General features: G+C 65.6%; 24 protein-coding genes and 1 pseudogene. 15 read left to right on the top strand and 10 right to left on the bottom strand.

What is annotated here, in order from left to right:
* Window positions 1-106: 106 nt before the first annotated feature.
* Entirely contained in the window at window positions 107-1,036 is a 930-nt protein-coding gene (locus ACFVTE_RS09305; protein ID WP_387099408.1) for an ABC transporter ATP-binding protein, read from the top strand.
* Window positions 1,037-1,040: 4 nt separating this feature from the next.
* On the top strand, window positions 1,041-2,288 hold the full coding sequence (locus tag ACFVTE_RS09300) for an ABC transporter permease (protein ID WP_387099406.1): 1,248 nt from the start codon (window positions 1,041-1,043) through the stop codon (window positions 2,286-2,288).
* A 41-nt stretch (window positions 2,289-2,329) separates the two neighbouring features.
* On the opposite strand, the gene ACFVTE_RS09295 is transcribed toward ACFVTE_RS09300, so the two are convergent.
* Complete coding sequence (locus ACFVTE_RS09295; protein WP_387099404.1) at window positions 2,330-4,516, bottom strand: multicopper oxidase family protein; 2,187 nt, start codon at window positions 4,514-4,516, stop codon at window positions 2,330-2,332.
* Between the two features lie 372 nt (window positions 4,517-4,888).
* A complete protein-coding gene (locus ACFVTE_RS09290; RefSeq protein ID WP_387099402.1) occupies window positions 4,889-8,098 on the bottom strand; it encodes a bifunctional cytochrome P450/NADPH--P450 reductase in 3,210 nt (1,069 codons plus the stop codon).
* Window positions 8,099-8,860: 762 nt separating this feature from the next.
* Between ACFVTE_RS09290 and ACFVTE_RS09285 the strand changes: the two genes are divergently transcribed.
* Both ACFVTE_RS09285 and ACFVTE_RS09280 read left to right on the top strand, forming a co-directional pair.
* Window positions 8,861-10,177, top strand: coding sequence for a M23 family metallopeptidase (locus tag ACFVTE_RS09285; protein ID WP_387099400.1), 1,317 nt, complete (start codon window positions 8,861-8,863; stop codon window positions 10,175-10,177).
* Between the two features lie 195 nt (window positions 10,178-10,372).
* Window positions 10,373-10,861, top strand: a complete 489-nt coding sequence (locus ACFVTE_RS09280; RefSeq protein WP_387099398.1) for a nucleoside deaminase — start codon at window positions 10,373-10,375, stop codon at window positions 10,859-10,861.
* 50 nt (window positions 10,862-10,911) lie between these two features.
* Here ACFVTE_RS09280 and map read toward each other — a convergent pair whose 3' ends face one another.
* The 4 genes from map to ACFVTE_RS09260 all read right to left on the bottom strand — a co-directional run bounded on the left by map (window position 10,912) and on the right by ACFVTE_RS09260 (window position 15,404).
* A complete protein-coding gene (gene map, locus ACFVTE_RS09275) occupies window positions 10,912-11,688 on the bottom strand; it encodes a type I methionyl aminopeptidase (RefSeq protein ID WP_387099396.1) in 777 nt (258 codons plus the stop codon).
* 40 nt (window positions 11,689-11,728) lie between these two features.
* The gene (locus ACFVTE_RS09270; protein WP_387099394.1) at window positions 11,729-12,595 is read right to left on the bottom strand and encodes an IclR family transcriptional regulator; all 867 of its coding nucleotides are present in this window, start codon (window positions 12,593-12,595) and stop codon (window positions 11,729-11,731) included.
* 172 nt (window positions 12,596-12,767) lie between these two features.
* Window positions 12,768-14,024 carry an aminopeptidase P family protein gene (locus tag ACFVTE_RS09265; protein WP_387099392.1) on the bottom strand — a complete coding sequence of 419 codons (1,257 nt, stop codon included), beginning with the start codon at window positions 14,022-14,024 and terminating at the stop codon, window positions 12,768-12,770.
* A gap of 36 nt (window positions 14,025-14,060) precedes the next feature.
* Complete coding sequence (locus ACFVTE_RS09260; protein ID WP_387099390.1) at window positions 14,061-15,404, bottom strand: MFS transporter; 1,344 nt, start codon at window positions 15,402-15,404, stop codon at window positions 14,061-14,063.
* A gap of 469 nt (window positions 15,405-15,873) precedes the next feature.
* Here ACFVTE_RS09260 and ACFVTE_RS09255 point away from each other — a divergent pair.
* A pseudogene (locus ACFVTE_RS09255) lies at window positions 15,874-15,993 on the top strand (NADPH-dependent FMN reductase); the annotation flags it as partial.
* 59 nt (window positions 15,994-16,052) lie between these two features.
* Window positions 16,053-16,187: a hypothetical protein gene (locus ACFVTE_RS09250; RefSeq protein WP_387099767.1), complete on the top strand. Its 135-nt coding sequence runs from the start codon at window positions 16,053-16,055 to the stop codon at window positions 16,185-16,187.
* A gap of 29 nt (window positions 16,188-16,216) precedes the next feature.
* Here ACFVTE_RS09250 and ACFVTE_RS09245 read toward each other — a convergent pair whose 3' ends face one another.
* Window positions 16,217-16,768, bottom strand: a complete 552-nt coding sequence (locus tag ACFVTE_RS09245; RefSeq protein WP_387099388.1) for a dihydrofolate reductase family protein — start codon at window positions 16,766-16,768, stop codon at window positions 16,217-16,219.
* Window positions 16,769-16,922: 154 nt separating this feature from the next.
* Here ACFVTE_RS09245 and ACFVTE_RS09240 point away from each other — a divergent pair, with 154 nt between their 5' ends.
* The 3 genes from ACFVTE_RS09240 to ACFVTE_RS09230 all read left to right on the top strand — a co-directional run bounded on the left by ACFVTE_RS09240 (window position 16,923) and on the right by ACFVTE_RS09230 (window position 18,260).
* The gene (locus ACFVTE_RS09240; protein WP_387099386.1) at window positions 16,923-17,180 is read left to right on the top strand and encodes a hypothetical protein; all 258 of its coding nucleotides are present in this window, start codon (window positions 16,923-16,925) and stop codon (window positions 17,178-17,180) included.
* A 71-nt stretch (window positions 17,181-17,251) separates the two neighbouring features.
* Window positions 17,252-17,710 (top strand): hypothetical protein, encoded by a 459-nt coding sequence (locus tag ACFVTE_RS09235; RefSeq protein WP_387099384.1) that lies wholly within the window; start codon window positions 17,252-17,254, stop codon window positions 17,708-17,710.
* Window positions 17,711-17,933: 223 nt separating this feature from the next.
* Window positions 17,934-18,260, top strand: a complete 327-nt coding sequence (locus ACFVTE_RS09230) for a YciI family protein (RefSeq protein ID WP_377949808.1) — start codon at window positions 17,934-17,936, stop codon at window positions 18,258-18,260.
* A 143-nt stretch (window positions 18,261-18,403) separates the two neighbouring features.
* Here ACFVTE_RS09230 and ACFVTE_RS09225 read toward each other — a convergent pair whose 3' ends face one another.
* Window positions 18,404-18,661 (bottom strand): hypothetical protein, encoded by a 258-nt coding sequence (locus ACFVTE_RS09225; protein WP_387099382.1) that lies wholly within the window; start codon window positions 18,659-18,661, stop codon window positions 18,404-18,406.
* Window positions 18,662-18,786: 125 nt separating this feature from the next.
* Between ACFVTE_RS09225 and ACFVTE_RS09220 the strand changes: the two genes are divergently transcribed.
* From ACFVTE_RS09220 to ACFVTE_RS09205, 4 genes are read left to right on the top strand one after another with little or no spacing between them, the layout of a single operon-like run.
* Complete coding sequence (locus ACFVTE_RS09220; protein WP_387099380.1) at window positions 18,787-19,116, top strand: PadR family transcriptional regulator; 330 nt, start codon at window positions 18,787-18,789, stop codon at window positions 19,114-19,116.
* Between the two features lie 2 nt (window positions 19,117-19,118).
* Window positions 19,119-19,490 (top strand): DUF1048 domain-containing protein, encoded by a 372-nt coding sequence (locus tag ACFVTE_RS09215; protein WP_387099378.1) that lies wholly within the window; start codon window positions 19,119-19,121, stop codon window positions 19,488-19,490.
* Entirely contained in the window at window positions 19,487-20,320 is an 834-nt protein-coding gene (locus ACFVTE_RS09210; protein WP_387099376.1) for an ABC transporter ATP-binding protein, read from the top strand. The genes ACFVTE_RS09215 and ACFVTE_RS09210 overlap by 4 nt, the downstream gene beginning before the upstream one ends.
* On the top strand, window positions 20,317-21,078 hold the full coding sequence (locus ACFVTE_RS09205) for an ABC transporter permease (protein WP_387099374.1): 762 nt from the start codon (window positions 20,317-20,319) through the stop codon (window positions 21,076-21,078). The genes ACFVTE_RS09210 and ACFVTE_RS09205 overlap by 4 nt, the downstream gene beginning before the upstream one ends.
* Before the next feature lie 227 nt (window positions 21,079-21,305).
* On the opposite strand, the gene ACFVTE_RS09200 is transcribed toward ACFVTE_RS09205, so the two are convergent.
* Window positions 21,306-22,001, bottom strand: coding sequence for a maleylpyruvate isomerase family mycothiol-dependent enzyme (locus tag ACFVTE_RS09200; RefSeq protein WP_387099372.1), 696 nt, complete (start codon window positions 21,999-22,001; stop codon window positions 21,306-21,308).
* A gap of 79 nt (window positions 22,002-22,080) precedes the next feature.
* Between ACFVTE_RS09200 and ACFVTE_RS09195 the strand changes: the two genes are divergently transcribed.
* A complete protein-coding gene (locus ACFVTE_RS09195; protein WP_387099370.1) occupies window positions 22,081-23,106 on the top strand; it encodes a DUF695 domain-containing protein in 1,026 nt (341 codons plus the stop codon).
* A gap of 219 nt (window positions 23,107-23,325) precedes the next feature.
* On the opposite strand, the gene ACFVTE_RS09190 is transcribed toward ACFVTE_RS09195, so the two are convergent.
* Window positions 23,326-24,888, bottom strand: a complete 1,563-nt coding sequence (locus ACFVTE_RS09190; RefSeq protein WP_387099368.1) for a PucR family transcriptional regulator — start codon at window positions 24,886-24,888, stop codon at window positions 23,326-23,328.
* A gap of 133 nt (window positions 24,889-25,021) precedes the next feature.
* Between ACFVTE_RS09190 and ACFVTE_RS09185 the strand changes: the two genes are divergently transcribed.
* Complete coding sequence (locus ACFVTE_RS09185) at window positions 25,022-26,554, top strand: purine-cytosine permease family protein (RefSeq protein ID WP_387099366.1); 1,533 nt, start codon at window positions 25,022-25,024, stop codon at window positions 26,552-26,554.
* Window positions 26,555-26,576 lie beyond the last annotated feature (22 nt).

The following is a 26,576-nucleotide window of genomic DNA, read 5'->3' as shown; positions in this document are numbered from 1 at the left end:
TGTGACCGTTAGGAGAATTCCCCTGGTCACGGAGCCCCAAGACCGCCCACTCACCGCGCCGCGCCCGCAACCGAGACACCCAAATCGCTTCAGCTAGGCTGGCTTCATGACGTTGGGGGACGCGGCCGAGCCGCTTGTGCACATTCAAAACTTCCGCATGGACTTCGGCGAGGCGACGGTCGTCAAAGACCTGTCCTTCGATGTCCGGGCCGGCGAGACGTTCGGGTTCCTGGGCAGCAACGGGTCGGGGAAGACCACCACGCTGCGGGCACTGCTCGGCATCTACAAGCCCACCGCCGGCACCCTGCACATCGGCGGGAAAGTCTTCGAACCCAAGGACGGCGCCCGGCTGGGGTACCTGCCGGAGGAGCGCGGCCTGTACAAGAAGGAAAACGTCCTGGACGTGATGGTCTACTTCGGCCGGCTCAAGGGCCTGAGTAAACACCGTGCCCGCACCTGGTCCCAGAACTACCTGGAGCGCGTCGGCCTCGCCGACAAGGCCGCGGTCCGGCTGGACAAGCTCTCCGGCGGCCAGCAGCAGAAGGTCCAGCTCGGCGTCACCATCATGAACGACCCCGACCTGCTCATCCTCGACGAGCCCACCAAGGGCTTCGACCCCGTGAACCGGCGGCTGCTGATGGACATCATCGAGGAGCAGAAGCTCGCCGGCGCCACGGTCATCATGGTCACCCACCAGATGGAGGAGGTGGAGCGGCTCTGCGACCGGGTCATCCTGCTCAAGGACGGCACCTCCCGCGCGTACGGGACCGTCGCCGAGGTCCAGGACCAGTTCGGCGGCACCGTGTACCGGCTGGGCTACGCCGGCGTCCTGCCCACCTCGGACCTGTACGGCGTGGTGCGCGACGGCGGCGGGCACGCCGAGCTTGCCCCGGCCGCCGGCGCCGATGAAACGGCGGTCCTGCGCGAACTGATCGGGGCCGGCGTCGCGGTCCGCAGCTTCGCCACCGCTCGGGCGTCGCTCGAGGAAATCTTCATCCAGGTGTACGGGGAACAGCACGAAATGGCAGAGGTCTAGGACGATGGCACGCACAGCATTCAGACAGCACAACCTGGGCACCGTCGTCGGGTTCGAATTCATGCGCACCATCAAGAAGCGCGGGTTCATCATCGCCACCCTGGCCATCCCGGTGGTCTTCGCGATCATCTTCGCCCTCGTCTACGCCAGCAACTCCAGCACCTCGGCCAACGCGGACGCGCAGAAGAACTCGGCGCTGACGTTCACCTACACGGATGCGTCCGGGCTCATCCCCGCAGCGCTGGCCCAGGCCGTCGGCGGGACCCCGACGTCGGACCCCGGCGGCGCGCTCGAGGCGGTCAGAAACGGCAGCAGCGAGGCGTACTTTGCCTACCCTGCCGATCCCGCCACCCAGCCGGTCAAGGTCTACGGCGCGGACAGGGGCATGTTCGAGAACGGCAAGTATGAGGCCGTGGCCAAGCACCTGCTCACCACCGCGGCCCAGTCCCGGGTCAATTCGCCGGACGTCACCGCCGCCTTGAGCGGCGGGGTGAAGTTCGACGCCGAAACGTACCGGGACGGCCGGGTCTCCGGAGGCATCGGTTCAGTCATACCGCCGCTGCTGTTTCTGGTTATTTTCTACGTCAGCATCATCCTGCTCTCCAACCAGATGCTGAACAGCACGCTGGAGGAGAAGGAAAACCGGGTCACGGAGATGATCCTGACCACCCTGAACCCCACCACCCTGATCACGGGCAAGATCATCTCCCTGTTCGCCGTCGGGCTCCTCCAGATAGCGGTGTTCCTCACGCCGATCGCCGTCGCCTACTTCCTGTTCCGCGACTCGGTGTCCCTGCCCGACCTCGACCTGTCCTCCCTGGTCTTCGAGCCCGTCCCGATGATCACCGGCCTGTTGCTGCTGCTGGGCGGGTTCACCCTGTTCACCGGCGTGCTTGTGGCCATCGGCGCGATCATGCCCACGGCCAAGGAAGCCGGCACCATCTTCGGGCCGCTGATGGCCCTCATCTTCGTGCCCTTTTACGCCGTCAGCCTCATCATCAGTGACCCCGAAGCCCTGATCGTGCAGGTCTTCACCTACTTCCCGCTCACCGCCCCCGTGACCGCGCTGCTCCGCAACGGCTTCGGAACCCTGGGTCCCCTCGAATCAGCCATCGTCATCGGCGAGGTCTTCATCGCCGGGATCCTCGTCCTGCGCCTGGCCGTGCACCTGTTCCGCTACGGCTCCATCGAATACGGCCGCAAGCTCTCCATCGCCGGGACGTTCCGCCGGAAGGACCTGACCGCCAAGTAGGCGGCCCTGACCGGGGCGGTGGCCGGGACGCGGGCGGCCGGCTACGGTGTGATCTCCCAGGCGAACATCATGGCGTGGTCCTCGTGGGTCAGGTTGTGGCAGTGCCCCACATAGGGTCCCGTGAAGTCCCGGAAGCCGCGGTAGACGATCACGGACTCGCCGGGGTCCAAGGCCACCGTGTCTTCGCCCGAGATGTCATCGGGATGCCCGGGATCCGGCCTTACGGTCACGTCCTTGCCGTTGCGCATAACGGTCCGGTGTTCCTCCATGTGGAGGTGCACGGGATGAACCCAGCCGCCGCCGCCGTTGCGGAGCTCCCAGAGATTGAAGCTCCCCTTCTTCTGCTGGGCCAGGGGTGTGCGGCCGGCCGGGTTTTTCAGGCTGGCCAGCACGTGTTCCGGATCGAAAGGCTTGCCGTTGATGAGCCACTCGGTTTCCCCGCCGGCGCTTCCGCGCTGCACCTCGAAGATCATCCGGTTGTCCAGCAGGCTCTGCCAGTTGCTCGGCAGCGGCTGAATCGGACGGAGGGCAGTGGGGATCCGGCTGTTGTCCGGGGCCGTGTCGCCTATAACGATCTTGAGGAGGGGCACCTTGTATTTGGGATCAGGCGAGAAGCGCGATGATGCGGCCCACTTCCGGCCGTTGGGCATCTTCATCACGTTGGTGACGTAGATGACGTCGCCCTTGGTGGTGGGGGTGCCGTCCTGATACTTGGCGAAGTCGACAATCACCTCGCGCCGCTTGGCCGGCCACAGCTCAAACGAATCGCGCTTGAGCGGGAACGGCAGCAGGCCGCCGTCGACCGCGATTTCGGTGAACTGCATGCACTGCTGCCCGTCCTCGATGCGGTACTGGCCCTGGAGTTCGTCGCCTTTGTAGCCGAGGGATACTGACGACTTCGGTCCTCTGGTGGAGGTCATCAGCTTGAACTCGTAGATCCTGGCGACCGAGGCGTCCAGGAACCTGAAGCGGTACTTGCGCCGCTTCACCTCCAGGACCGGGAAGGCCGTCCCGTTGATGGTGCAGATGTCGCCGACGAAGCCGTGGTTGGGGAAGTGCTTGTAGAAGGTCTTGCCCCACCACTCCGGATGCGTGGCCGGATTCTTCGCGGCCGGGAACTCACCTTGCCCGTCGTGGAAGTCCTTATGGACGGTGACGCCGTCGTCGAACCGGAAATCGGTGAAGGCGAGCGGGATGTCGTACTGGACGTCGAAGGACCCGTCGGGGTTGTTCGTTCGGACCCCCGGCAGCCGTAGTCCCCGCCGCTCATCGCCCATGTCGAAGCCGTTCTTCGGGTCATAGATCGGGTACAGGCCCACCATGCCCTTGTACACGTTGGCGCCGGTGTGGTCCATCGTGTGGTCATGGAACCAGAAGAAACTTTGCTTCGCACTGTCCAGGCCGCCCGCCGCCCTGTTCAGATACAGGTTGTCGACGAACATCCCGGGCCTGTAGCCCCTGTGCCTCGGACCGGCCACCATCGCATAGTGCGGGTTGCCGTCGCTCTCGGGTGCGGTGTGGGCGTTGTGCAGGTGCGTCAGGAATGAGAAGTCCGGGGAACCGAAGTCCTGGCGGTCCAGATTCAGTGGATTCTCGCCCAGATGGTTCTCGAACCGGACCAGCACGGGTCTGCCGTATTCGGCGTTGATCCTCGCCCCCGGAAACCCGCCGTTGTAGCCGTAGGTAGTGCTGGGAGGCAGAAGCCGCTTCGTACCCGCCGGGTAGGTCTTGCGTTTTGCGTCGAAGGAAACCGCGGGCCGGCCGTTCGCGTCGATCGGCAGCACCTGGGACGTGGTGAACGAATGGGTGCGGACGAGCAGGTTGATCTTGTAGACGATCGGGTCAGGAAGGCCGACGTCGCTCGTCCACACCTGGTGCCGTTCGTTCCGCAGGGAGTTCTGCTGGCCCGGCCCGGGGCCCGGCGGTTGCGGCCATGCGCTGTACACGGATTTCGGCACCGGTGCCAGTGCTTTCAGGACCGGCAGCGGATCATTGAACGGTGACAGAATCAGGGGGCTCGTGGGGAAGGCCTCGATGTAGAGGGCGTCGCTGAGGGCCGTCGACGCGGCGGCGAAGGCGCCGTCCGACGAAACAAGCCCTGTTTGGGCCAGCAGCGGGCCAGCCCAGTTCTGCGCGGCGGCGACCGCGGCTGCTGCTCCGCCGGCCGCACCCAAACGCAGAAGGGTACGGCGGCCCAGTCCGGTGGTGTTCGTGGATTCTTCGGTCATGGTCGGTGCCTCCTTGGCATGGTGCGCAAGCCAAGCCAGCCGGCGCCCGTGTCAACCCCAATATGGATTCCGAGACCGATCTTCAGACCACGGGGATCTCTGTCCCGTGGGTTAGTTTTGTGCGCCGGTTCCCCAAGGCAACTACCTTGGACAGCGGACCTTGGGAAAAGGTTGGCTTCAGGGCCGGGGCATGGTACTGCTCTGCCGGCGCACTGTGAAGCCTCGGAAAGGGTCCTTCCCCGATCGTGCTGCTCCTGCGCAACTGACTCGCAGTTGTTGTCGTTTTGGGCCCCCAAAACGACAACAACTGCGAGTCAGTTGGGCCACCAGCACCGGAACCGGTGCGAGAAAGCCTCCTATCTGAGGAGACTCCTACGTGAAGATGTCCGCCACGTACCTGCCGTGGGTGCGCTCCACCTCGTCCATCCAGGCATCGGCATCCGCCTCGGAAGCGCCGGTGGCCTCCTGGTAGATGCGCTCGCAGGTGTCGCGGACCTCCGGCGCCATGTTCTTCCCGTCGCCGCAGACGAACACCGTGGCGCCCTGCCTCACCAGTTCCTTGACGTCGTCACGGTCCGCCCAGAGCCGGTGCTGGACGTATTTCAGCCCGTCGGCCGGCGCCTTGGAGAAGACCGGCCGGAGGTCCAGGTTGGCCTGCTCCGCCCAGGACGCCAGCTCCGCCGCGTAGAGGAAGTCGGTGTCCGGTGCCCGGCAGCCGAAGAACAGCAGCGACTTCGCCGGCCTGATCCCTTCGGCCTGGGCCTTCAGCGCCCGGTCCTGCACGAAGCCGCGGAACGGTGCCAGCCCGGTCCCGGCGCACACCATGATGACCGGCATCGCGAGGGACTCCGGCGGATGGAAGGCCGCGTTCGACGGCCGCACCGTCACCGCCACCCGCGATCCCGGCCGCGCCTGGGCCAGGTACGTGGATGCCGCCCCTTCGAAGGTGCCGCGGCCGGACCACGCCGGTGCCCGGACGACGGCGAACGTCAGGGTCGCGTGGTCAGGGCTCCAGAGCGGCGACGACGAGATCGAGTACCGCCGCGGGGTCAGCTGGGTGAGCAGCTGCAGGAACGACGTGAACGGCAGCTGGCACGACGGGTACATCTCCAGCAGATCCAGCAGCGAGACGCGCTTGTCCACGATCTCCGCCGCATGCCGCTCCCGGTCCTGCGCCAAAGCCTCCAGCTCCGCGCGCTCCGCCGGGTCCGTGGCCACCTCGGCCAGCTGCTCCACCTGCGGGCGGGTGGCCGGAACCGCGAGCTCCACATAGCTGCTCAGCAGCTCGCCCACCGCCACGGGCGTGCCGGTGGGCAGGAACGTGTCCCCGTGCTCCATGGCCAGCACCACGTGGGAGTCGTAGTCCAGGGCAAGCCGCGTGAGGGCCCGCTGCACCAGGTCGCTGGGGTTCAGCGGCAGCACGGCCAGGTAGTCGCCGGTCCGGTAGCTCATGCCCTCCGGCAGCGCGATCTCCACGTGCCGCTTGGACCGGGCATGCGGTTTGGTGATGTCCACCAGTTCCCGGTTCACGACGACGGTCCCCAGCGCCAGATCGTTCTGCCGCAGCAGCGTGTCCCGGACGTTGCCCACGAACTGGACCGCCAGCTGCGGTACGCCGGTGGGCGCGCTGGTCCGCTGGCCCAGGGCGCCGTCCACCGCAGGCCAGAATCCCGCGTACCACTCCTCGAAGTCACCGAAGAAGTCGCCGCGCGCGTTGGCCTCGCCGCGCTGGTAGATCCGCTCGGCACCGGCGGCCTCGAGCCGGGCGTCGATCGCCTTGGGCACCTCCTGGTACGTCCGCGCCCAGTCCCGGTTGCCGTTGCCGAACACCGTGTACTGCACGCCGCGGAGGCTGCCCGGCTGCAGGCCCTCGGTCCAGGCCATGAACTTCTTGGCATTGTCCGGCGGCATCCCCTCATACGAGGAGGCGACGACGGCGACAAGGCCCTCCGTGGGCAGCCCGCCGGCCGCACTGTCCAGCGGACCGATCGTTGGGCTGTATCCCCGCCGCCCGGCGTCGTTCGCTATCCGTTGGGCAAAATCCTGGGACGTGCCCGCATTGGACCCGTACAGCACCCGGACCGGAACGCCGTTGGCGGAGGCCGCCGGTGCCGGCGCTTCCTTCGTTTGATCCAGTCCGACGGCGGCACTTGCCGTTGCGTCGATACGGACGTTCCGCCGTCGGACATGGACGTACAGGCCTTCCGGCTTCATGGTGAGCGTGTGCTTGATCTTCAGCTCATAGCCGGGATCCGCCGGGGTGATGTCGAACCGCTGCAGAGTCTTGGCGAGGAACAGCATGGCCTCCTGCAGGGCGAACCCGCGGCCGATGCAGGAGCGCTGCCCGTTGCCGAACGGCTTCCAGGCGTTGGGCGGGACGGACGCGTACCGCTCCGGGGCGAACCGGTCCGGGTTGAAGAGCTCGGCATCCTCTCCCCATGCCGTCTTGTCCCGGTGCAGCTGGGGGATCAGGATCATGATGGTCTGGCCCTTGGGCACCTCGTACTTGCCGCCGATCACCGTGTCCTCGTACGGGGCCACGTTGAACGCCGGGGCGGTGGGCCACAGCCGGAGCGTCTCTTTCAGGATCTGGTCCAGGTAGCCCAGCCGGGGAAGGTGTTCGAACTTGGCACTCTCACTGCCCAGCACCTCGTCCACCAGGGCCTGTGCCTTCCGCAGTACTTCGGGATGGCGCATGAGTTCGTACATGGTGAAGGAGAGCAGGCCGCTGGTGGTCTCATGGCCGGCCACCAGGAATGTGACCATCTGGTTGACGACGTTGTCCTCGGGAAGGCGCTCGCCGGTCACCGGGTCCGCCGCGTTGAGCATGGTGTCCAGGATGTCCTCGCTGCCGGGAGGGCTGGGGTTGCGGCGCCGGTCGCTGATGAGCTGCTCGGCCACCTCCTGCATCAGCGCACGGTCCTCCTCCAACTGGTGCCGCTTCCGGACCATGAGCTTGTTCTGCACCGGCAGCCGCCGCGACCGGTCCCGGGACTCAACCAGGGAGCGGACCATGGCCCCGATGAAGGGGTGCATCTCGTCCCGGTACAGGCTGTTGAACCGGTAGCTGAACGAGCAGAGCGCGATGGTGTCCAGGGTCAGCCGGGTGGTGTTGTCCGGGATGTCGATCCGGGCCGTGGGGCCGAGCCGCTCCCATTTGAGCAGCAGCTGCTCGAGGATGTCGTCCATGCCGGCGAACATCCTCTTCAGGGCGGCGGGACCGAACGCCGGCATCAGGATCCGGTGCGCCTTCTGCCAGTTGGGTTCCTCGGTTTCGGCGGTGAACAGGCCATCGCCCGCAGACTCCCGCACCGAGCGCAGGGAGATCCCCAGGACCTTGCCGAACCGGGTCTCGTCGCAGACCTCGTTGACGAGCTCCTGGGACGAGATGGCGACCATGTTGCGGCTGAAAACCTCGATGCGGACGATCGGGCCGTACTCTTCGGCCACGTCCACCAGGCCCAGGACGCCCTTGCTGGCGTCGATGTCGGGCAGGTTGCCGACCACCGGTTTGGTGGGAGGCTGCGGAATGGGGACGCTGCTGCTGCCGGCACTGCTGTTGCTGCTGTTGGATGAAGGCATGGGGCCCCTCCTGGGCGGTCTTCATTGACTCTTGTTTTTGTCGGTTCTTGGCTGGTTGCTGTGTGCTTCGTGGTGCTTCCAGGTGCTTCCGGTTGCTTCCGGTTGCCGGGAGGGGGCGCGAGAGCCTGCTGCTTTTTCGACGGGGCTGGCCGGGCGTCACGGGCCGGGCGTGGTACAGAATACTCCGGTCCGGTGCCGGGGACTACGGGTATTTTCTTGGGCTGGACCGGCCGGCGGGCTCATCCGCCACGGGCCCAACTAGGTAGCACTTCAGGGCCTTCCCAGCGCTGAGAACCCCCTGTGCTGCGACCTACTTGTGGGGGACGTGCTTTGTGATGGGGTTCTGTCCTTCGTGCCCGGACCTCCCGTGCGACCGGCCCTGCCTCGCACGGGATTGCTCAACGCCGGATAAAGATTTGCGCAGTTCGCCCTAGGGGCCGGTCAAGATTTTCCTAGCTTATGCACATATGGGGCCGTATCGGTTTCGCAGGCCTGCCCGGCATGCTCCCATGTTAGGAGCATGCCGCTATCCACAGCATCCGGCGACCTTTCATGGGGGATCTAATGTCAAAGCATCTGGCACCAACCGCTGTCCGGCGCACGCCGCAGGACCTACGACACGCCGTTCCGGGCCGTCCCGTTCTGAGCCGTGCCGTTCGCGCAGGCGCGGGCGCGGCGTTCCTGGCGGTCTACGCTTTTGGAATCCAGGGCACTGGCCCGGTTCTTTCGTCCGGTCTCATATCCGGGCAGGTGCCCGCCGACATGCGTGGTGACAGCTCCGTCAACGTGCCGCTCGGATCGGCCGCCCTGGCCTCGGATGCGGAGGGCTCAGCTGCAGGCACCTTCGTTGCAGCCGCCGGCGCCATCTCGACATCGGCGGACGCGTTCGTGTCCTACAGCCGTACCGTGGTCTTCACCGCGGCAAAGCCCGTGGGCCAAAAACTCCATGCGGCTTCAACTACCGTGCGGCGCCCGGCGGCAGGAACCCTGATGGCGCCGTTGGATGTCCTGGTCCCCACCTCACACTTTGGGCTCCGGACGAGTCCCATCACCGGCTCGGCAGGTGAGTTTCACTGGGGCCAGGACTTCGCTGCCGCCTGCGGAACCCGCGTGTATGCAGCGGATTCCGGCGTGGTGCGGGCCGTGGGATGGCATCCGTGGGGCGGGGGGAACAGAGTGGAAATCGATCACGGAAACGGCCTGATCACCACCTATAACCACCTTGAGGGCATCGGTGTGAAGAAGGGCCAGTCGGTCCAGGTGGGACAACTCATCGCCAAGGTCGGGACCACCGGGTCGTCAACCGGATGCCACCTCCACTTCGAAACGATTCTGAACGGGAAACACACGGACCCTGACAACTGGACGCTGCTGCGGCTGCGACACTCGGGGCCCGTTGCCAACATCAAGATGACGGACTACGGGAACGCCGGCACCGCTACGGAGACGCCCTCCTGGGCTGTTCCGGTCGGGGCAAGCGCCGCCCGGCACGCGGTCAAAAACGAAGCGCAGGCAAACAGGTCTTCTTCTCCGGCCACGACGGCTGTTTTCGCGACGGTGCCTTCCGTTACGTGGGTCTCGCTGCCTGCACCGACGGTGACTGCGGTTCCGGAACCGCGGGTGGCCGAGCCGAAGCCCAAGCCGGCAACTCCGGCTCCGGCACCGAGGGCGGCTGCGCCGAAACCACAGCCGGCTCCGAAGCCGACCGTCGCGCCGAAGCCGAAGCCCAAGCCCAAGCCGGCTCCGGCACCGACTGCCGCCCCTAAGCCCAAGCCGGTTGCACCAGCTCCGGTGGTTACGCCGGCTCCGGCACCAGTTCCGGTTGTTGCGCCGGCTCCTGTTGTTACGCCGGCTCCGGCTCCGGTTGCTCCAGCACCGGTCGTTGCTCCGGCTCCGGCTCCGGTTGCTCCAGCACCGGTCGTTGCTCCGGCTCCTCTGATTGCTCCGGCTCCCGTGGTTACGCCGGATCCGGCCCCTGAACCGGTTGTTGCTCCAGCTCCTGTTGTTGCTCCAGCTCCCGCCGCCCCGGCGCCGGTGTCCGCAGAGGTTCCGGCGGCCACTGAGTCAGCAGCACCGTAAATAGGGCTCGTGGAGCTGTCTACTGGAGCTGTTAGCCAGACGATGACGGCTTGTGGAACGGCTCCGCCACGGTTAGTGAGTGCGAGTTTGTCGTAGCGGGTGGCAAGACCGTGCCAAAAAGGACGATCTGATGAAGCCGGGCTATCAGCGGGTCGGATACTTAGAGCCGGTCTTGCGCCTGCGAAACTGGCCAGCATGACCCACGAACAGCACCAAACGGCCCCGCAACCACACACCGGCGCAGACCCCGCCTTCGAAGCCGCCTACCAAGCCGCTCAAAAAAGCCTCCGCGAAGGCGGCATTCCTATCGGAGCGGCGCTCGCCCGTGACGGCGTGGTCATCGCGAGCGGCCACAACGAACGGGTCCAGAACGGGGATCCGATCGCGCACGGCGAAATGTCGGCACTTCGCGCAGCTGGCCGGCAAACGAGCTACCGGGACACCACGCTCTACACCACCCTCGCCCCGTGTGCCATGTGCACCGGAACCATTATTCAGTTCAAAATTCCCCGGGTGGTGGTGGGTGAGGAGCGAACGTTCGACGGCGAGTTCGAGCTTCTGCGGTCACGCGGCGTTGAGGTGGTGGTCCTGGATGATCAGCGCTGCGTGGACATGATGCGCACCTTTCAGGACAACAACCCGGACCTGTGGGCGGAGGACATCGCCGAGGACATCGTCGAGTAGGACTGGACGACAATGTGAAGGGGCCCCAGGCCGGCGCTTCTTCAAGGTGCCTAGCGGTGTTTGGGCAAGGTGAGGATTTCGGCTCCGTCGTCGGTAATGGCGATCGTGTGCTCGCTGTGAGCTGTCCGGCAGCCTGTGGCACTTCGGAGCGTCCAGCCGTCGGCATCGGTGACGAGCTGGGCCGTGTCCGCCATGACCCACGGCTCCAGTGCGAGCATCAGCCCAGGCCGCAGTTTGAACCCCCGGCCTGGACGTCCGGTGTTTGGAACATGCGGGTCCTGGTGCATTGTCGATCCGATGCCATGACCGCCGAATTCGGTGTTGATCGGGTAGCCCGCTTCGCTGAGGACAGAGCCGATGGCATGGGAAATGTCGCCGATGCGTGCACCCGGTCCGGCAGCGGCAATCCCCGCGCTCAAAGCCCGTTCGGTCGCGTCGATCATCGCGACGCTTTCCGGGGGCTGTGATTCGCCCACGATGAAGCTGATGGCGGCGTCCGCGGCGACTCCGTCCTTGGAGACGGCGAGGTCGAGGGTCAGCAGATCGCCGTCGGCAAGCGGGTAGTCGCGAGGCAGTCCGTGCAGCACGGCGTCGTTGACACCCGTGCAGATGTAGTGGCCGAACGGCCCGCGTCCGAAAGACGGCGCATAGTCGACGTAGCAGGATTCGGCTCCGGCCTCCAGGATCATGGCCTTGGTCCACTGGTCGATTTCCAGCAGGTTGGTGCCGACAGCGCTGCGTCCTTTCAGCGTGTGCAGGATATCAGCCACCAGGGCACCTGACACTTTTGCCCGGGCCAGCTCGGCGGGGTTCAGGATCTCGATCATGCGGCGCCCTTCTTACGCATCCAGTAACTCCGTCGTATCACTATGCGCTCCGGCGCTCCTTCGGCGCCACGCCGCCCAGGCGCTGGGTGACCTGCCGTGCCGCGCCGGCGCAGGCTTCGCCGAGGCTTTGCAGGGTGTCGGGCGAGACCCGGAACTTGGGTGCGGGGATGAGGACGGCGGCCGCGATGTCGCCGCGGTGGTCATAGACCGGGGCGGCGATGCCGACTTCCTCAATGGATGTCTCCCCGTAGTTGATGGCCCAGCCGCGCTTGGTGACTTCCTCGAGCCGTTGCAGGTATTCCTCGACTGAGTGGTCGTCGAGGCCGGGCAGGGTAATGGTGCCGCTTCGGAGCAGGGCACTCACCCGTTCCGCCTGTTCGCCGGCGAGGAAGATCTGGACCGAGGCGCTGAGGGCGTCGTTGTAACGGGCGCCAAGCGGGGTGGTGTGCTTGACCTGCTGGCGGCTGGCGATCTGCTCCACGCACATCGACTCGGTGCCGTTCCACACCATGAGGGCGCTGGTTTCGCCGGTGCGCTCGGTTAGTTCGCGCAGCACGGGGTAGGCCACCCGGCGTTCCTCGAGTTCGGCCAGCAGCGGTCCGGCGACGGCGATAAGGCCGAGTCCCAGCCTGAAGCGGCGTGTGTCCGGGTCCCGCTCCACCAAGTGCTCCTGCTCGAACGTGGCGAGGATCCGGGACACAGTGCTCTTGTGCAGGCCGACCCGGCTGGCGATCTCGGTGACGCCCAGCATCGGTTCGTCCGCGGTGAAGCTCCGCAGCACCGCGATGGCGTTGACGATGACAGAGGCGCCGCGGGCGTCGCCGTTGGCGGCCTCTTTGCCAGTGTCTTTGGCCGCGTCCTTGCCTGCGTCGGGGCCTGTGTTCGCTGAAGAAGCCGGGGGAGTCATGGTGTTCACTATATTTCTTCGCTGTCGTGCCTCCGGTTTTGTTGTCCCGGGAAGCGGTGGCGGGCATGCCCTCCTGGCCGCCCGCCGTCGTCGTACTTAACCCAAGGCTGCTAAATCCAAGGCCTTGCTGACAACGGCGGGCGGTGGAGGGCATGCCCCATGACCCGGGGGTTTAGGCGCTGATGATGTTGTGCTCAGGGCCGAACGGGAACTTCGTGATGTTCTCGGCGCCGTCCTCGCCCACCACCAGGATGTCGTGCTCGCGGTAGCCGCCGGCTCCGGGCTGGCCGTCGAGGACGGTGATCATCGGCTCCATGGAGACCACCATGCCGGCTTCGAGCACGGTGTCGATGTCCTCGCGGAGCTCGAGTCCGGCTTCGCGGCCGTAGTAGTGGCTGAGGACGCCGAAGGAGTGGCCGTAACCGAAGGTGCGGTTGGCGAGCAGGCCGTGGGACACGTAGATCTCGTTGAGCTCGGCGGCGATGTCCTTGCAGACGGCGCCGGGCTTGATGAGTTCGAGGCCGCGGCGGTGGACCTCGACGTTGATGTTCCACAACTCGAGCGAGCGGGCATCCGGTTCGCCGAAGAACAGCGTCCGCTCCAGGGCCGTGTAGTAGCCGGAAGTCATCGGGAAGCAGTTCAGGGACAGGATGTCGTGCTCCTGGATCTTCCGGGTGGTGGCCCAGTTGTGTGCGCCGTCGGTGTTGATGCCGGACTGGAACCAGACCCAGGTGTCGCGGATCTCGGAGTTCGGGAACGTGCGGGCGATCTCGTGCACCATGGCCTCGGTGCCGATCAAAGCCACCTCGTACTCGGTGATGCCGGCAGTGATGGCGTTGCGGATGGCTTCGCCGCCGAGGTCCCCGATCCGGGCACCGTGCTTGATGACCTCGATTTCCTCAGCGGACTTGATCATGCGCTGGCGCATCGCGGCCTGGGCCACGTCCACCAGGGTGGCCGACTCGAAGGCGGCCTGGATCTTGTTGCGGTTGTCCAGCGGCAGCGAGTCGTCCTCGACGCCGAGCCGGCGGACGCTGATGCCGCGGGTGCGCAGGACCTCCCGGATTCCATGGATGAAGTTGTCCCGGCGCCAGTCCGTGTAGACGATGTTCTCGCCGTAGCTGCGGCGCCAGGGCATCCCGGCGTCGATGTTTGCGGTAACGGTGACCGTGTCCTCTTTGGTGACCACCATGGCATAGGAGCGGCCGAAGTAGGTGAACAGGAAGTCGGAGTAGTACTTGATCGAGTGGTAGCTGGTCAGGACGACGGCGTCGAGGTCCTTCTCGGCCATGATGCTGCGCAGGCCCGCGAGGCGGCGCTCGAACTCCGCGTCCGAGAAGGTCAGGGTGACCTTCTCGCCGTTGTTCAGGACCTTGAGGCGCTCGAGCTTGGCGACGTCGTTGACAGCTTCATTCTCGGTGATGGTCATGCTTTGTGTTCCTTTTCTTTCTTGGGTGGGTGTTTGTCAGTGCTGCTGCAGGGGCTTCTTGGAAGTCTCCGTGGCGAACAGGACTGCGATGAGGGAAACCAGTGAGGCGGCCACGAGGTACCAGCCGGGCGCCAGCTTGTTATGCGTGAGGCCGATGAGGAGCGTGGCCATGAACGGGGCGGTGCCGCCGAACAGGGCGTTGGAGAGGTTGAAGCTGACGGCGAAGCCGCTGTACCGGGTCTTCGTGGGGAAGAGCTCGGCCAGGAAGCTGGGCAGCGTGCCGTCATTCAGGGTGAGCATGCCGCCCAGGAGGATCTGGACCAGGACGATCACCAGGAAGTTGCCCGTGTCCAGAAGCATGAACGCCGGCACGGTGACCAGCATGAACAGCACGGACGCGGTGATCAGCATGCGCTTGCGGCCGAACCTGTCCGAGGCGATGCCCGTGAGGAAGATGAAGCCGATGTAGCTGGCCAGCGCGATGGTGGTGGCCAGGAACGACTCCCCGGCGCCGAAGCCCAGTTCCTCGGCGAGGTAGGTGGGCATGTAGCTGAGGATGACGTAGAAGCCGACGGCGTTCAGCAGCACCGCGCCCGTGGCGATGGTGAGCTGCCTCCTGTTGTTCCGGAACATGTCCCGGGCCGGCGCCTTGGTCTTGTTTTCGTCCTCGGCGAGGGCGCGGAAGGCCGGGGTGTCCTCGAGCTTGGTGCGGATGTACCGGCCGATCAGGCCCATCGGCGCCGCGAGCAGGAACGGCAGGCGCCATCCCCAGTCGTGCAGCTGGCTTTCGCTGAGGACGCTCGTGAGCAGTGCGGCCAGGAGGCTGCCCAGCAGCAGTCCCGCCGCGGTGCTTGCGGGTACGACGGCGGCATAGAGTCCGCGCCGATGTGCGGGTGCGTACTCCACCAGAAAGGCGGAGGCGCCGGCGTACTCGCCGGAGGCGGAGAACCCCTGGACGACGCGGACCAGCAGGAGCAGGGCCGGCGCCAGGATGCCGATGGTGCCGTAGCCGGGGATCAGGGCGATGCAGAACGTGGCGACCGACATGATGACGATCGACAGCGACAATGCTTTCCGCCGTCCGAGCCGGTCGCCGATGTGGCCCCAGAAGAAGCCGCCCAGCGGACGGACGAAGAAGGAGATGGCAAAGACGCCGAAGGTTGCCAGGAGCGCTGTCTGGCGGTCGGCCTCCGGGAAGAAGACCGTGGAGATGATGCCGGCCAAGTAGCCGTAGACCGCGTAGTCGAACCATTCGACGAAGTTGCCGATGAAGCTCGCAGTGATGACGCGGCGCCGGGTCTCCTTGCTGACGTCGTCGCCGGTGTGGGGTGCGCCGGTCAGCTGCGCTGCTGCTCCGGCCTGGGTGATCGGGTGTTCCATGTGTCCACCAATGAAAACTTGGGGTTGCTTGTGTTGCAACGCTGTTGCACCAGATTAGGCGTGACTCAGCTCACCCGTCAATGGGTATGTTTGTTTCTCCTTGGGGCTGTGAACCTGCCTTGGCGGTGAAACTGGCGCAGAAATTGCTCGGCCTTCGTTGCATTCGCCGCAACGAGGTTGTGACAAACGCGGCTTCACGGGGCATGCCGAGCTGACGCGTCCTCACTTTTCGTCGGGTTTTCCCGGACGCGTCCTCACTTTTTGCCGGGTTTTCCCGGACGCGTCCTCACTTGGGCATGTGAAGATCGCGGCTATGGCGTCCAGACGTGCGCCGCTGTATCAAGGAACTACCGCAATGAACGGGAGTGCATCATGGTGAAGATAGCGGTGGTCATCGGCAGTACGCGTCCGCAGTGAGCACACGAAAGTCTGGGCAGAGGCCATTTCGCGGTTCGACGGGTTCATCTTCGTGACCGCCGAATACAACCACTCCGTCCCCGGTGCCCTGAAGAACGCGCTGGATTTCCTGTATGCAGAGTGGAACAACAAGGCCGCCGGGTTCGTCAGCTACGGAAGCGCCGGGGGAGTGCGGGCCGTGGAAAACCTTCGCCTGATTGCGGCCGAGCTGCAAATGGCAGGCGTCCGCAGGTGGCGCTGCCCTTCGCCTCAGAGTTCGAGAACTACACCGTCTTCACGCCGAGCGGCGACGCCGAAGAGGCCCTGAAGCCGCTGCTGGACCAGCTCATCTCCTGGTCCACCGCCCTCAAAACCATCCGCGCCTGACAGAGCCGGGCCGGGAGGCGCCCAAAACGTCAGACGCTGCGCACGCTGTACGTGCTGACGACGTTTCCTTTGCTGGTCCTGTACTGGTCCTTCAGTTCCAGCCGCGTCAACGGATCGCCGTCCTCGAAGAGCCGCCGCCCGCTGCCGGCCACAACGGGATGCGTCATGAGCGTCAGTTCATCTAGAAGGCCGGCGAACAGGAGTTGGCGCGTGACTGAAATGCTGCCGCACACGGCGATCTCGCCGCCGTCGCGCTTTTTGAGATCAGCGACAAACTCTTCCAGCGGCGCCCCAATCAGGTGCGAATTCTGCCATTCGAGCGGCTCCGCGAGCGTGCGCGATGCGACGAACTTTTCCACCGGGTTGATGAAGGCTGCGAACTCCTCGTCCTGGGAAGCGTTGGGCCAGTAGCCCGCCCATTCCTGATAGCTGACCCGCCCGAGGACCACTGTGTCCACGGTGTTGATCATCTTGGTCAGTCCCTTGCCAAGGTCCTCATCGAAGCTGTCGAACTGGAAATTGAATGGGTCCTGCACTACGCCATCCACGGAGTGGAACAGTCCGGCGGTCACCTTGCGCATCGGTTCCTCCTAATCGGGTCGTCAGGCATTACGGTATTCGGCCGCGGCCGGCCTGGGAAGGTTTTGAAGCGGTTGCGTCGCGGCGGTTTGACATGCCGGGGCCGGGCGGATGAACTGTGTGGACGTGCAATGAGGCAGCCCGTTGCCCGGCATTATGTTTACGCTGCCGTGGGGAACCGCGCCAGGAATGATGGGCTGGGCTGTAATCATCAAAAAGACAACGGACGACAAGGTCCGCCTCAAGGGCGTGCGGGCTGGCGAGATAGTGAAGTTCGGCGGGATCCCGTTGCGTGTCCTGTCGACGCACCGCGACGCGGACCTCGTGACACTGAAGCTCGAGGACAAGCCGGAAAGACCGATGACCTTCCTCGGAGTGGCGGATATGGCGGTTCATCGCGTCGAAGCGCCTTGATGATGCCGGCGCGAGCCGCCTGGGCTTCTATGCTGGCGTAGGAACCGGCGTCGAATTCTAGGGGGACAGAGATGACTCACCGCGCTGCCTTCGGTATTGCCGCGGTCATCGCGCTATTGCTTTCGGCATGCTCGGCGCCGCAGGCCGGTCCCGCTCCCACGTCCGCTGTGCCCTCCGTTCAGGAGGAAATGCCGACGGCGGTGGTACAGAGTGCGGAAGGCAAGAAGGCCGTTGTGCACGCCGGAGTTTCGTTCGCTCCCGAGGAAAGCGGCCAGCTGGTGGGCCGTCTCGCCGCGGACGGGGCCGGATGCCTTGTGGTGCGGACCGGCGACGGGCGGTCAACCACACTGGTGTTCCCGGCAGGCACTGTTTTCAACGGCGAAGCACTGGCATTGCCGGATGGCTCATCCCTGTCCGATGGCGCCAAGGTGACCCTGGACGGTGCCCGTGTTCCAGCCGACGAGAAATTGAGCGTTTGCCCGAACTACTTCAGGCTTTTCTCAGTGGTGACAGCCACCGTCGACCCGTAGCGGCAGGATCTGATAGAGCGTCCGTTGGCTAGCGCTGCCGGCGACACTTTACATCGGGTTTTTCCAAACGCGTCCTCACTTTCGGCGTCAGTGCCCCGGGTGCGGACCAACTTCTGGCGAGTGCCGCCGTCGGACTCCCCAGGGCGGAGGCTCGTTGTCACCCCTGTGCGGTACCTTGCGGGTATCCGACCGGAGCCAGCTAAGAGGAGTCATCGTGGAATACATGCTTTTCATCTGTACCGATCCCACCGCGCCGAAATATGTGGCCGCCGAGGACAACATTGAGGAATGGGTTGCCGAAATGGAAGCCCGCGGCGTTGCCCAGCACGGGGACAGGCTGCGTCCCGTTGAAGATGCGACCACTGTGACGGTCCGCGGCGGCGAAGTGGTGGTCTCGAATGGGCCGTTTGCGGAGACGCAGGGGTGGATTGCGGGCTACGACATCATCAAGTGCGCCGATCTGGACGAGGCGGTCGAGGTGGCGTCCAAGCACCCCATGGCGAAATTCGGCAAGATCGAGATCAGGCCGGTGTGGCCCTTCGGCGAGTAGCTTCCGTGCGTCAATAATCCGTCAATATTCGGGGCCGGACGTTCCGGCGGAGCATGCGGGGCTTTGATGTAATCAAGGCAGCCTTCAAGGGCTTGCGTCCGGATAAATCGCATGAGGTGGGCGGCCGCCGTCGTCCTCTGTCCTTAACTTTCCAGTTCGGTCAGAACGTCTGCCGCGTCCCTGCTGCCGCTGGCGGCGAGCCGCCGGAGTTCTTCGACGTCGCCCTTTTCGGCGGCGAGCTCAACGAGCTGGTCTGTAGCGTCCCTGCTGCCGTTCGCGGCCAGGCGCCGAAGCACTTCGAAGTCCTCCCGTTCAGCGGCGAGTTCAATCAGCTCGCCGACGGCGTCAGCCTCGCCTCTGGCGGCCCGGTCCTGGAGTGCGGAGTATTCAGATTCTGACATTGTGGGACCTCCCTTATGGCGACAACGGTACCTCCATCAGGTGCTTGCCAGCCCTTGCGCCCTATCTACTTAGCGTTACTATGTACTGGTAGCTAGTAATACTAAGTAGCTGGAGGAGGTGTCCGATGGGCAAGCAAATGACGGAGATGCTCAAGGGGACGCTGGAGGGCATCGTTCTAGCCCTTCTGACCGGAAAGCCGGCGTACGGATACGAGATCACGACGCTGCTGAGGGACAAGGGCTTCGCAGATATCGCCGAGGGCACGGTCTATGCGCTGCTGGTGAGGATCGAGCAAAAGGGGCTTGTCGACGTCGAGAAGCGGCCATCGGAGAAGGGCCCCCCGCGCAAGGTGTACACGCTCAACGCCCAGGGCGATGAGTACCTGGAGGAGTTCTGGAGAACATGGAGTTTTCTGGCCGAGCGGCTCGAACAGCTCCGAGAGGGAGGGAAATAGACATGGCCATGGGATGGATTGAGCAGGTCACCGGATCGCTCGAACAGAAGAAGCAGTACCGGCAGTACAAGGCACGCACCAAGCAATTGCCCACAAACTACCGAACAGCGATCCAGGCGCTGGAGCGGTACCTAACGTACTTCGGCGCGATCACGAAGGGGGAGACCCTGGTGAAGATGCTCGAGGATCTGGCGGATCTCTTCGAGCAGAGCGCGGCAAGCGGAACGCCGATCCGGGAAGTCGTGGGGGAGGACCCGGTGGAGTTCGCGGAGACGTTCCTCCAGAACTACTCGGAGGGGCAGTGGATCAACAAGGAGCGGAAGCGGCTCACCGAAGCGATCGAAGGCATCACGAAAGAGGAGGAAGTCCCATGAGTCTTGACCTCGTCCCTGCTCGGGACCGCGAACCCGCGATCCGTGTGCGGGGCATGGAGAAGTCGTACAAGTCTTTGCAGGTGCTGCGCGGTGTGGACTTCGACGTGGCGCCGGGCAGCATCTTCGCCCTTCTGGGCTCGAACGGGGCTGGGAAGACCACTATGGTGCGGATCCTGTCCACACTTTTAAGGCCCGACGCCGGCACAGCCACCGTGAATGGGTTCGACGTGGGTGCCCGGTCGGTTCAGGTCCGGGAATCCATTAGCCTGACCGGACAGTTCGCGGCGGTTGACGAGATCCTGACCGGCCGGGAGAACCTGGTGCTGGTCGCCAGGCTGCGGCACCTGAAGGACCCCGGCGCGGTGGCGGACGATCTGCTGGCGCGCTTCAACCTGGCGGAGGCCGGATCGCGGAAGGTGTCCGAGTATTCCGGAGGCATGCGCCGCCGGCTCGACATCGCCATGAGCCTGATCGGGCAGCCGAAGGTGATCTTCCTTGATGAGCCTACGACGGGGCTCGACCCTGAGGCGCGCATCGAAGTCTGGCAGGTTGTCAAGGATCTCTCCGCGCAGGGGACCACTGTCCTGCTGACCACGCAGTATCTCGACGAGGCCGAGCAGCTCGCAGACCGGATCGCCATTCTTCACGAGGGGCGGATCATCGCCAACGGGACCCTCGCGGAGCTGAAGCAGCTCCTCCCGCCGGCAGAGATCGAGTATGTCGAGAAGCAGCCGACCCTGGAGGACATCTTCCTCGCCCTGGTAGGGAAGGACGGCAAGGTCGGGTCGGGTGCCGCATCCAGGGTTGCTACTAGTGAGGAGCTGTCATGAGCAGGCATTTCTTCGGGGACACGGCCGTCCTGCTGGGCCGGTCCATGCGCCACATCTTCCGCAGCGCGGACACGATCATCACCACGGCGATCACGCCGATCGCGCTGATGCTGCTGTTCGTCTACGTGTTCGGCGGCGCCATCAGGACTGATGCCGACAACTATATCAACTACCTGCTGCCGGGAATCATGCTGATCGCGATCGCGTCGGGCATCGCGTACACGGCCGTTCGCTTGTTCACCGACATGAAGAGCGGCATTTTCGAGCGGTTCCAGTCCATGCCGATCGCCCGGTCGTCCGTGCTGTGGGCCCATGTCCTGACGTCGCTGGTTGCCAACGGGCTGTCGCTCGTGATCATTATCCTCGTGGCGCTGCTGATGGGCTTCCGGACGTCGGCCGGCCCGCTGGAGTGGCTCGCCGTCGTCGGTATTCTCGCGCTGTTCACCCTCGCACTCACTTGGATCGCGGTCATTGCCGGGCTGTCGGCCAAGTCCGTCGACGGTGCCGGCGGCTTCTCCTATCCGCTGATCTTCCTGCCGTTCATCAGTTCGGCCTTCGTCCCCACGGCCACCATGCCGGGTCCCGTGCGGGCGTTCGCCGAGAACCAGCCGGTCACCTCGATCGTCAACACGATCCAGGACCTGTTTGCGCAGCGGCCGGCCGGCGTCGACATTTGGATCGCCCTGGCGTGGTGCCTCGGCATCTTGGTCGTCGCCTACGTCTTCGCCGTGGCGGCGTACCGGCAGAAGATCGGCTAGCGTTTCCTTCTTCCCGATACCCGGGCGGGCCGGCTCGTGTATCGGGGCCTGGCACGACGCCTGATGGGTGGTAATTGGGGAAGAGGCCTGGCCGCGCTGAGCGCGGTCAGGCCTGTCCCGGTGTAACGCTTCCTCATTTGCCGTCGCTTCAGGCCGCACGCTTCCTCAGGTCTTGCGCGTTTTCCCCGAACGCTTCCTCACCCGGGCCTTGCAACGGCGGCGGTGTTTTACGGCGTGAGCGGACCGCGGATGACACGCAGCGCGAGGTCGGTGTCGCCGTCGAGCACTGCCGTGTCGGAAAGGCTCGATCGGCCCCAGAGGCCCAGGTACATTTCCAGCGGCGCTGCAGTGACCGATGCCGCTACGTCGCCGGTGCCGATTGTCCAGGCCGAGCCGTCGGGTACGTGGAAGGTCACCGCTCGTCCCGGGTCGGTCATCCGCTGCAGCCGGATCTGCCGCGGGGCGAACATCGCCAGGGCCTCGTCGACGCCGTCGAGCACGAAATCCTCGGCGAAATCCGGATCCGGCACGCCGGACCCCTGGTGGGCGTCGACGAGGTGGATGGCGTGTTCGTGGGCCTGCCGGCGAAGCCAGAAACCGGCCGTGCGCGGGGGAGGACCGAAGTTCCAGCATGACGCCGCGGGGTCCAGGGAATTCATGGTGGCCAGGAAATCCGGCGCGCCTTCGAGGAACCATGCCGCTGCGTTCCCTGTCGGCGGGGCCTGTTCCTCGAGGTATTTGCCGGCACGGACAACAGCGGCTGCCCACCGTTCGATCGAGCCGAGATGGCCGAAGAGCGCATCCAGAGTCCAGCCCGGGCAGGCCGGAACCGAACTGCTTAGCACGCTCTCCGGCTGGCGCGCCAGTGGTTCGAGGGCGCGGAGGTGGTGTGCGATCTCGGCGAGGTAGCGTTCGGGCAACATGGGTCGAGCTTATCCGGACCACCTGCTGGCTCAGGTAGATTCATGCGAGGTGGCATCCACGCTCACGATGGGGGTAGAAGTGGGATTCTTTAAGCGCAAGGCTGCTCCGGTTTCACTGCATCCAATTGCAGGGTTCTGGCAGTGGTGGGTCTCGGAAGGCTCGGGCAGGTTCAGTGCCGCCGTGACGAGCGGACAGTGGGGCGAGCTTCCCAACGAAATGAGTGCCCAGGTGGCAGCCGTCCATCCGGGCCTGGCCTGGGATACGGGCCGCGGGCGCGCGGCCCGCAGTCTCCTCACTGTCAGTTCCGAAGGCGATCCGGCTTTGCGTCGCATCGCAGAGCAATGGCTCCGGGCGGCTCCGGCTGCCGACAAGTCCTGGGAATTCGCTGCCGCCCGTCAGCCGAACTCCGGGGCGGTCGACAACATCATCGAGATCGGCGGCCACAGCCTCCACCTGGGTGATGTGCGCTTCCGAATCACAGAGGATGTCGACAGGGAACTCCTCGACATTGCGGTTCACCATCCACTCTTTGCCGACATGCCCGAGCAGGGGCCACTCCAGGTTTCGTTCCTGCTCCTCGACTGGATTCTTGGGGAGGACGGAGTCGAACGGTGGGTCGGCGCCGTCGACATAGCTGACGTTGGCGAGACGGCTACGGCTACTGCCGCCGACCTCACTGCTTCCGTCAAGGCGATGGCCGCTCAATCACAGCCCGACAGGTGGGCCCTCCTGGAAGGGGCGACCCGCGATGGCAAGCGGAGCATCGTGACTGCCCGCCGGCCGCTGCGCTGGATCGACTACCCGATTTTCGACCTCCATACCGAGGTGTGGCTCGCATCTAGGGACCAGCGCGACGACGGCCTGCCCACATCAGGGTCGCTCGACTTGCTCCGCGACATCGAGGACGACATATCCGCGGCACTTGGATTCCGAGGGATTCTGGTCGCCCACGAGACGGCAGCAGGGAGGAGAGTGCTGCACTACTACTCGGATTCCGAAGACCAGAACGGGCGCGACGCCCTCGAGACAGCCGCGCACAAGGCCGGCGGGTCCACCAAGCACGCCTCTGATCCCGGTTGGAAACGGGTGCGCCACTTCTCCTGAGCGGGATGTGAGGACGCATCCGGGTTGATGCGACGGGATGTGAGGACGCGTCGGGTGGAAAGCGACGGGACGTGAGGACGCGTCGGGTGGAAAGCGACGGGATGTGAGGACGCGTCCGGGTTGGGGCGGCGGGATGTGAGGACGCGTCCGGGTTGGGGCGGCGGGATGTGAGGACGCGTCGGGGGTGCGGCGACGGGATGTGAGGACGCGTTTGGGGTTCTAGGGGAGTGCGGCCAGACGGGTTGCCAGGTGCAGGCCCACGAGGCGGCCGGTTCCCCGCGGGTCGCCGCCGCAGAGGTCGAAGATGCGCTGCAGCCGGTGGTACATCGACTGCCGTTCCAGATGCAGTTCCCGTGCCGCCTGCGCGGTGTTGCAGCCGGAGTCGAGCCACACCGTCAGGGTGTGCAGCAGCTGGGAGTTCCGCTGCTCGTCGTGCTCGAGGATCGGCCCCAGTGTACGGCGGACGAAGTCGCGGCGGGCGGCGGCGTCGATGCTTTCGGCGGCAAGGCGTTCGGCACCAAACGCGTCGGCGTCGCGCACCTGCCTCGCGGAGCGGCCCGTCCTGGGCGCCAGATCCAGTGTCCGCCGGGCCTCCGCCATGGACCAGGCCGCCTCGCCGATGCCCTGGCCCAGAGGTCCGACGGCGGTCGCGGAACCCTCCGGGATGTCGAGGCTGCCCAGTGCTTCGACCAGGGACGCCCGCGCGGCCCGGGTTCCCTCGCGCGGAAGGCTGGCCAGCGCGATGAGCTCGAGTTTGTCCGCGTAGCTCGCGGCATGCGGAACCGACGCCGCCAGGGCCGCATCCAGCGCCGGGCGCAGCCGGCCCGACGCGGCGGAACGGATCATGACGGCGGCCACCGGACCGTCGACGGCGAACCCGGCCGCTGCGCCCAGCTGCTCCAGCCGCCACGGCTGGGCACCGGAATGCACGGCCCGCATCAGTTCAGCTCCCGCCAGTTCCTTCAGCCCGGGCGGCATCCGCTGGAGCAGGGCCAGGCCGAGAATATCAACGGACCGTTCGCCGGCCACCCGCACAAACGTGGGGTCGACGCCTTCAGGCAGCTCCAGTTCCAGCCGGGCCGCCAGCACACCGCGGACCGGAACGTCGACCGCCGTCGTACTCACCGCCGTCGTACTTACTGACCCGGAACCTACTGCGGCCGAACCGGCGGTTCCCGGACCGCCGGCGGCACCCCCGCCGTCGGCCGCCCCAACGGAACCACCAGAACCCGCGCTCCCCAGCGTCAGCCCCGCCGGCGACACCAGCCGGACAGCGGTCCCGGTCTGCCCGGCGAGGACTGCGAGCACCTCGTCCAGCCCGCCGCCATGGGCGAGCTCGGCGGCCATCGCGTGGCTGATCTCGTCCCCGCGCTGCAGCAGCTCCACGGACTGGCCCACCAGGATCGAGTTGATCTCCTGCATGATGCCCACGAACGGTGCCACCCTGCGGAGCTCAAACAGCGGGAGCCCCTGGGACTCGGCGGTGACCAGCATCGACTCGGGGATGTCAGGCAGGACAGGCCCGGTCTCTATGGCCAAAGCCGCGACGCCACGGGCCGCCAGCTCGCGCACGTAATCAACCCGCCGCTGATCGGACGCGGTGGCCAGGGCCTGCCCGCCGCTGAGCAGGAGCTCGCCGCCGCGCAGCAGGGGAGCGATGTCCAGGACCTCGCTCGAGTGCACCCAGCGCACCTGCCGGCCGGCCACGGCGGAGGCGGCGGCGCGCAGCAGCGGGTCAGCCGCCTGGACGGTCCGGTGCGTCAGCACGTCTTCAAGGAACACTGATCTGACACTCCGTCATAGGCAAGGGAATTCTGCTAGACAGATCGTACCTTGTTGCTGTGATGGAGCCCACATACGCTTAATCCATCCCTTCTTCCCGGAGGCTCTTCTTCCTCACACGGAGGCTTTTCCGATGCACAACTCCTCAACACCGCAGTCCGGGCCCGCAATGGAGCAGGCCGAGGACTTCGAAGCCTGGCTCCAGCCCATTCCGGAAAGCGCGCGCACCCGCAAGGTGTCCGGCCAGTTCTGGATCTGGGCCGGCGCAAACCTCGCCCCGATCAACTGGGTCCTCGGCGCCCTCGGCATCAACCTGGGCCTTGGCTTCGCCGACACCGTCACCGTCCTGGTCCTGGGCAACCTGATCGGCATGCTGCTCTTCGGCTGCTTCGTCCTGCTGGGCCAGAAGACCGGCGCCACCGGCATGGTCCTGGCCCGCGCAGCGTTCGGCCGCCGCGGCAATTACCTGCCGGCCGCCATCCAGGCCCTGCTCGTGGTGGGCTGGTGCGCCGTCAACACCTGGATCATCCTCGACCTGGTCATGGCGCTCTTCGGCACCCTCGGCTGGGTGGACCCCGCGGCGCACAACTACGCCTGGAAGATCGGCGTCGCCACCTTCATCATGGCCGCCCAGGTGGCCATCGCATGGTTCGGCTACAAGGCAATCGCCGCCTTCGAAAAATGGACCGTGCCGCCCACCATCATCATCCTCGTGGTCATGTCCGCCGTCGCCTGGTTTGGGCTCAAGATCGACTGGACCTACGCCGGCCCCGCGGGCAACATCCTCGAAGGCTCCGAGCGCATCGCCGCCATGAGCGCCGTGATGACGGCAATCGGCATCGGCTGGGGCATCACCTGGTTCACCTACGCCGCCGACTATTCCCGCTTCGTCAGCACCGCCGTCCCCAAGAAAAAGGTCTACCTGGCCTCCGTCCTGGGCCAGTTCATCCCCGTCGTCTGGCTCGGCGTCCTCGGCGCCAGCCTCGCCACCAACAGCGGCGAGGTCGACCCCGGCAAGCTCATCGTGCAGAACTTCGGCGCCATGGCGCTGCCCGTCCTCCTCATGGTGCTGCACGGCCCCATCGCCACGAACATCCTCAACATCTACACGTTCTCGGTGGCCACGCAGGCGCTCGACATCACCATTAGCCGCCGCAAGCTCAACCTGTTCGTCGGCGTCTTCTCGCTCATCGCCGTCGTCTTCTTCATCTTCCAGGAGGACTTCGCCGCCGTGCTGGACGCCTGGCTGATCGGCCTGGTGGCCTGGGTGGCTGCCTGGGGCGGCGTGATGCTGGTGCACTTCTTCTGGCTGGAGAAGCGCTGGCCCGGCAACGTGGAACGGCTGTTCGACGGCGTCGGCACCCGCCGCCTGCCCGTGGTCAACTGGGCCGGCGTCACCTCGCTGCTCGCCGGAATCGTGGCCACCTGGCTGTTCATGTACGGTCTCATCCCCATCATGCAGGGCCCCATCGCGGTTGCCCTGGGCGGCTGGGACCTCTCCTGGCTGGCCGGCGGCCTCACCAGCGCCGCGGTCTACGCGGTTCTCGGCCCGCGGCTGCACCGGCCGTACGTGACGGTGACGTCCGACGGCGGCCCTGCGGCTGTTGCGGTCAACGCACCAGACGCTGGGCAGGCACCCCAGCCCGTTCCCGCCGTCGAACTCTAAACCCTTCCTCTCCACTTCGCCC

Origin of the sequence: Arthrobacter sp. NPDC058097 (assembly GCF_042884885.1) — a bacterium.
Lineage (GTDB): Bacteria > Actinomycetota > Actinomycetes > Actinomycetales > Micrococcaceae > Arthrobacter.
Note: the sequence above shows the minus strand (reverse complement) of the source record. Positions and strands in the feature narration are given on the sequence as shown.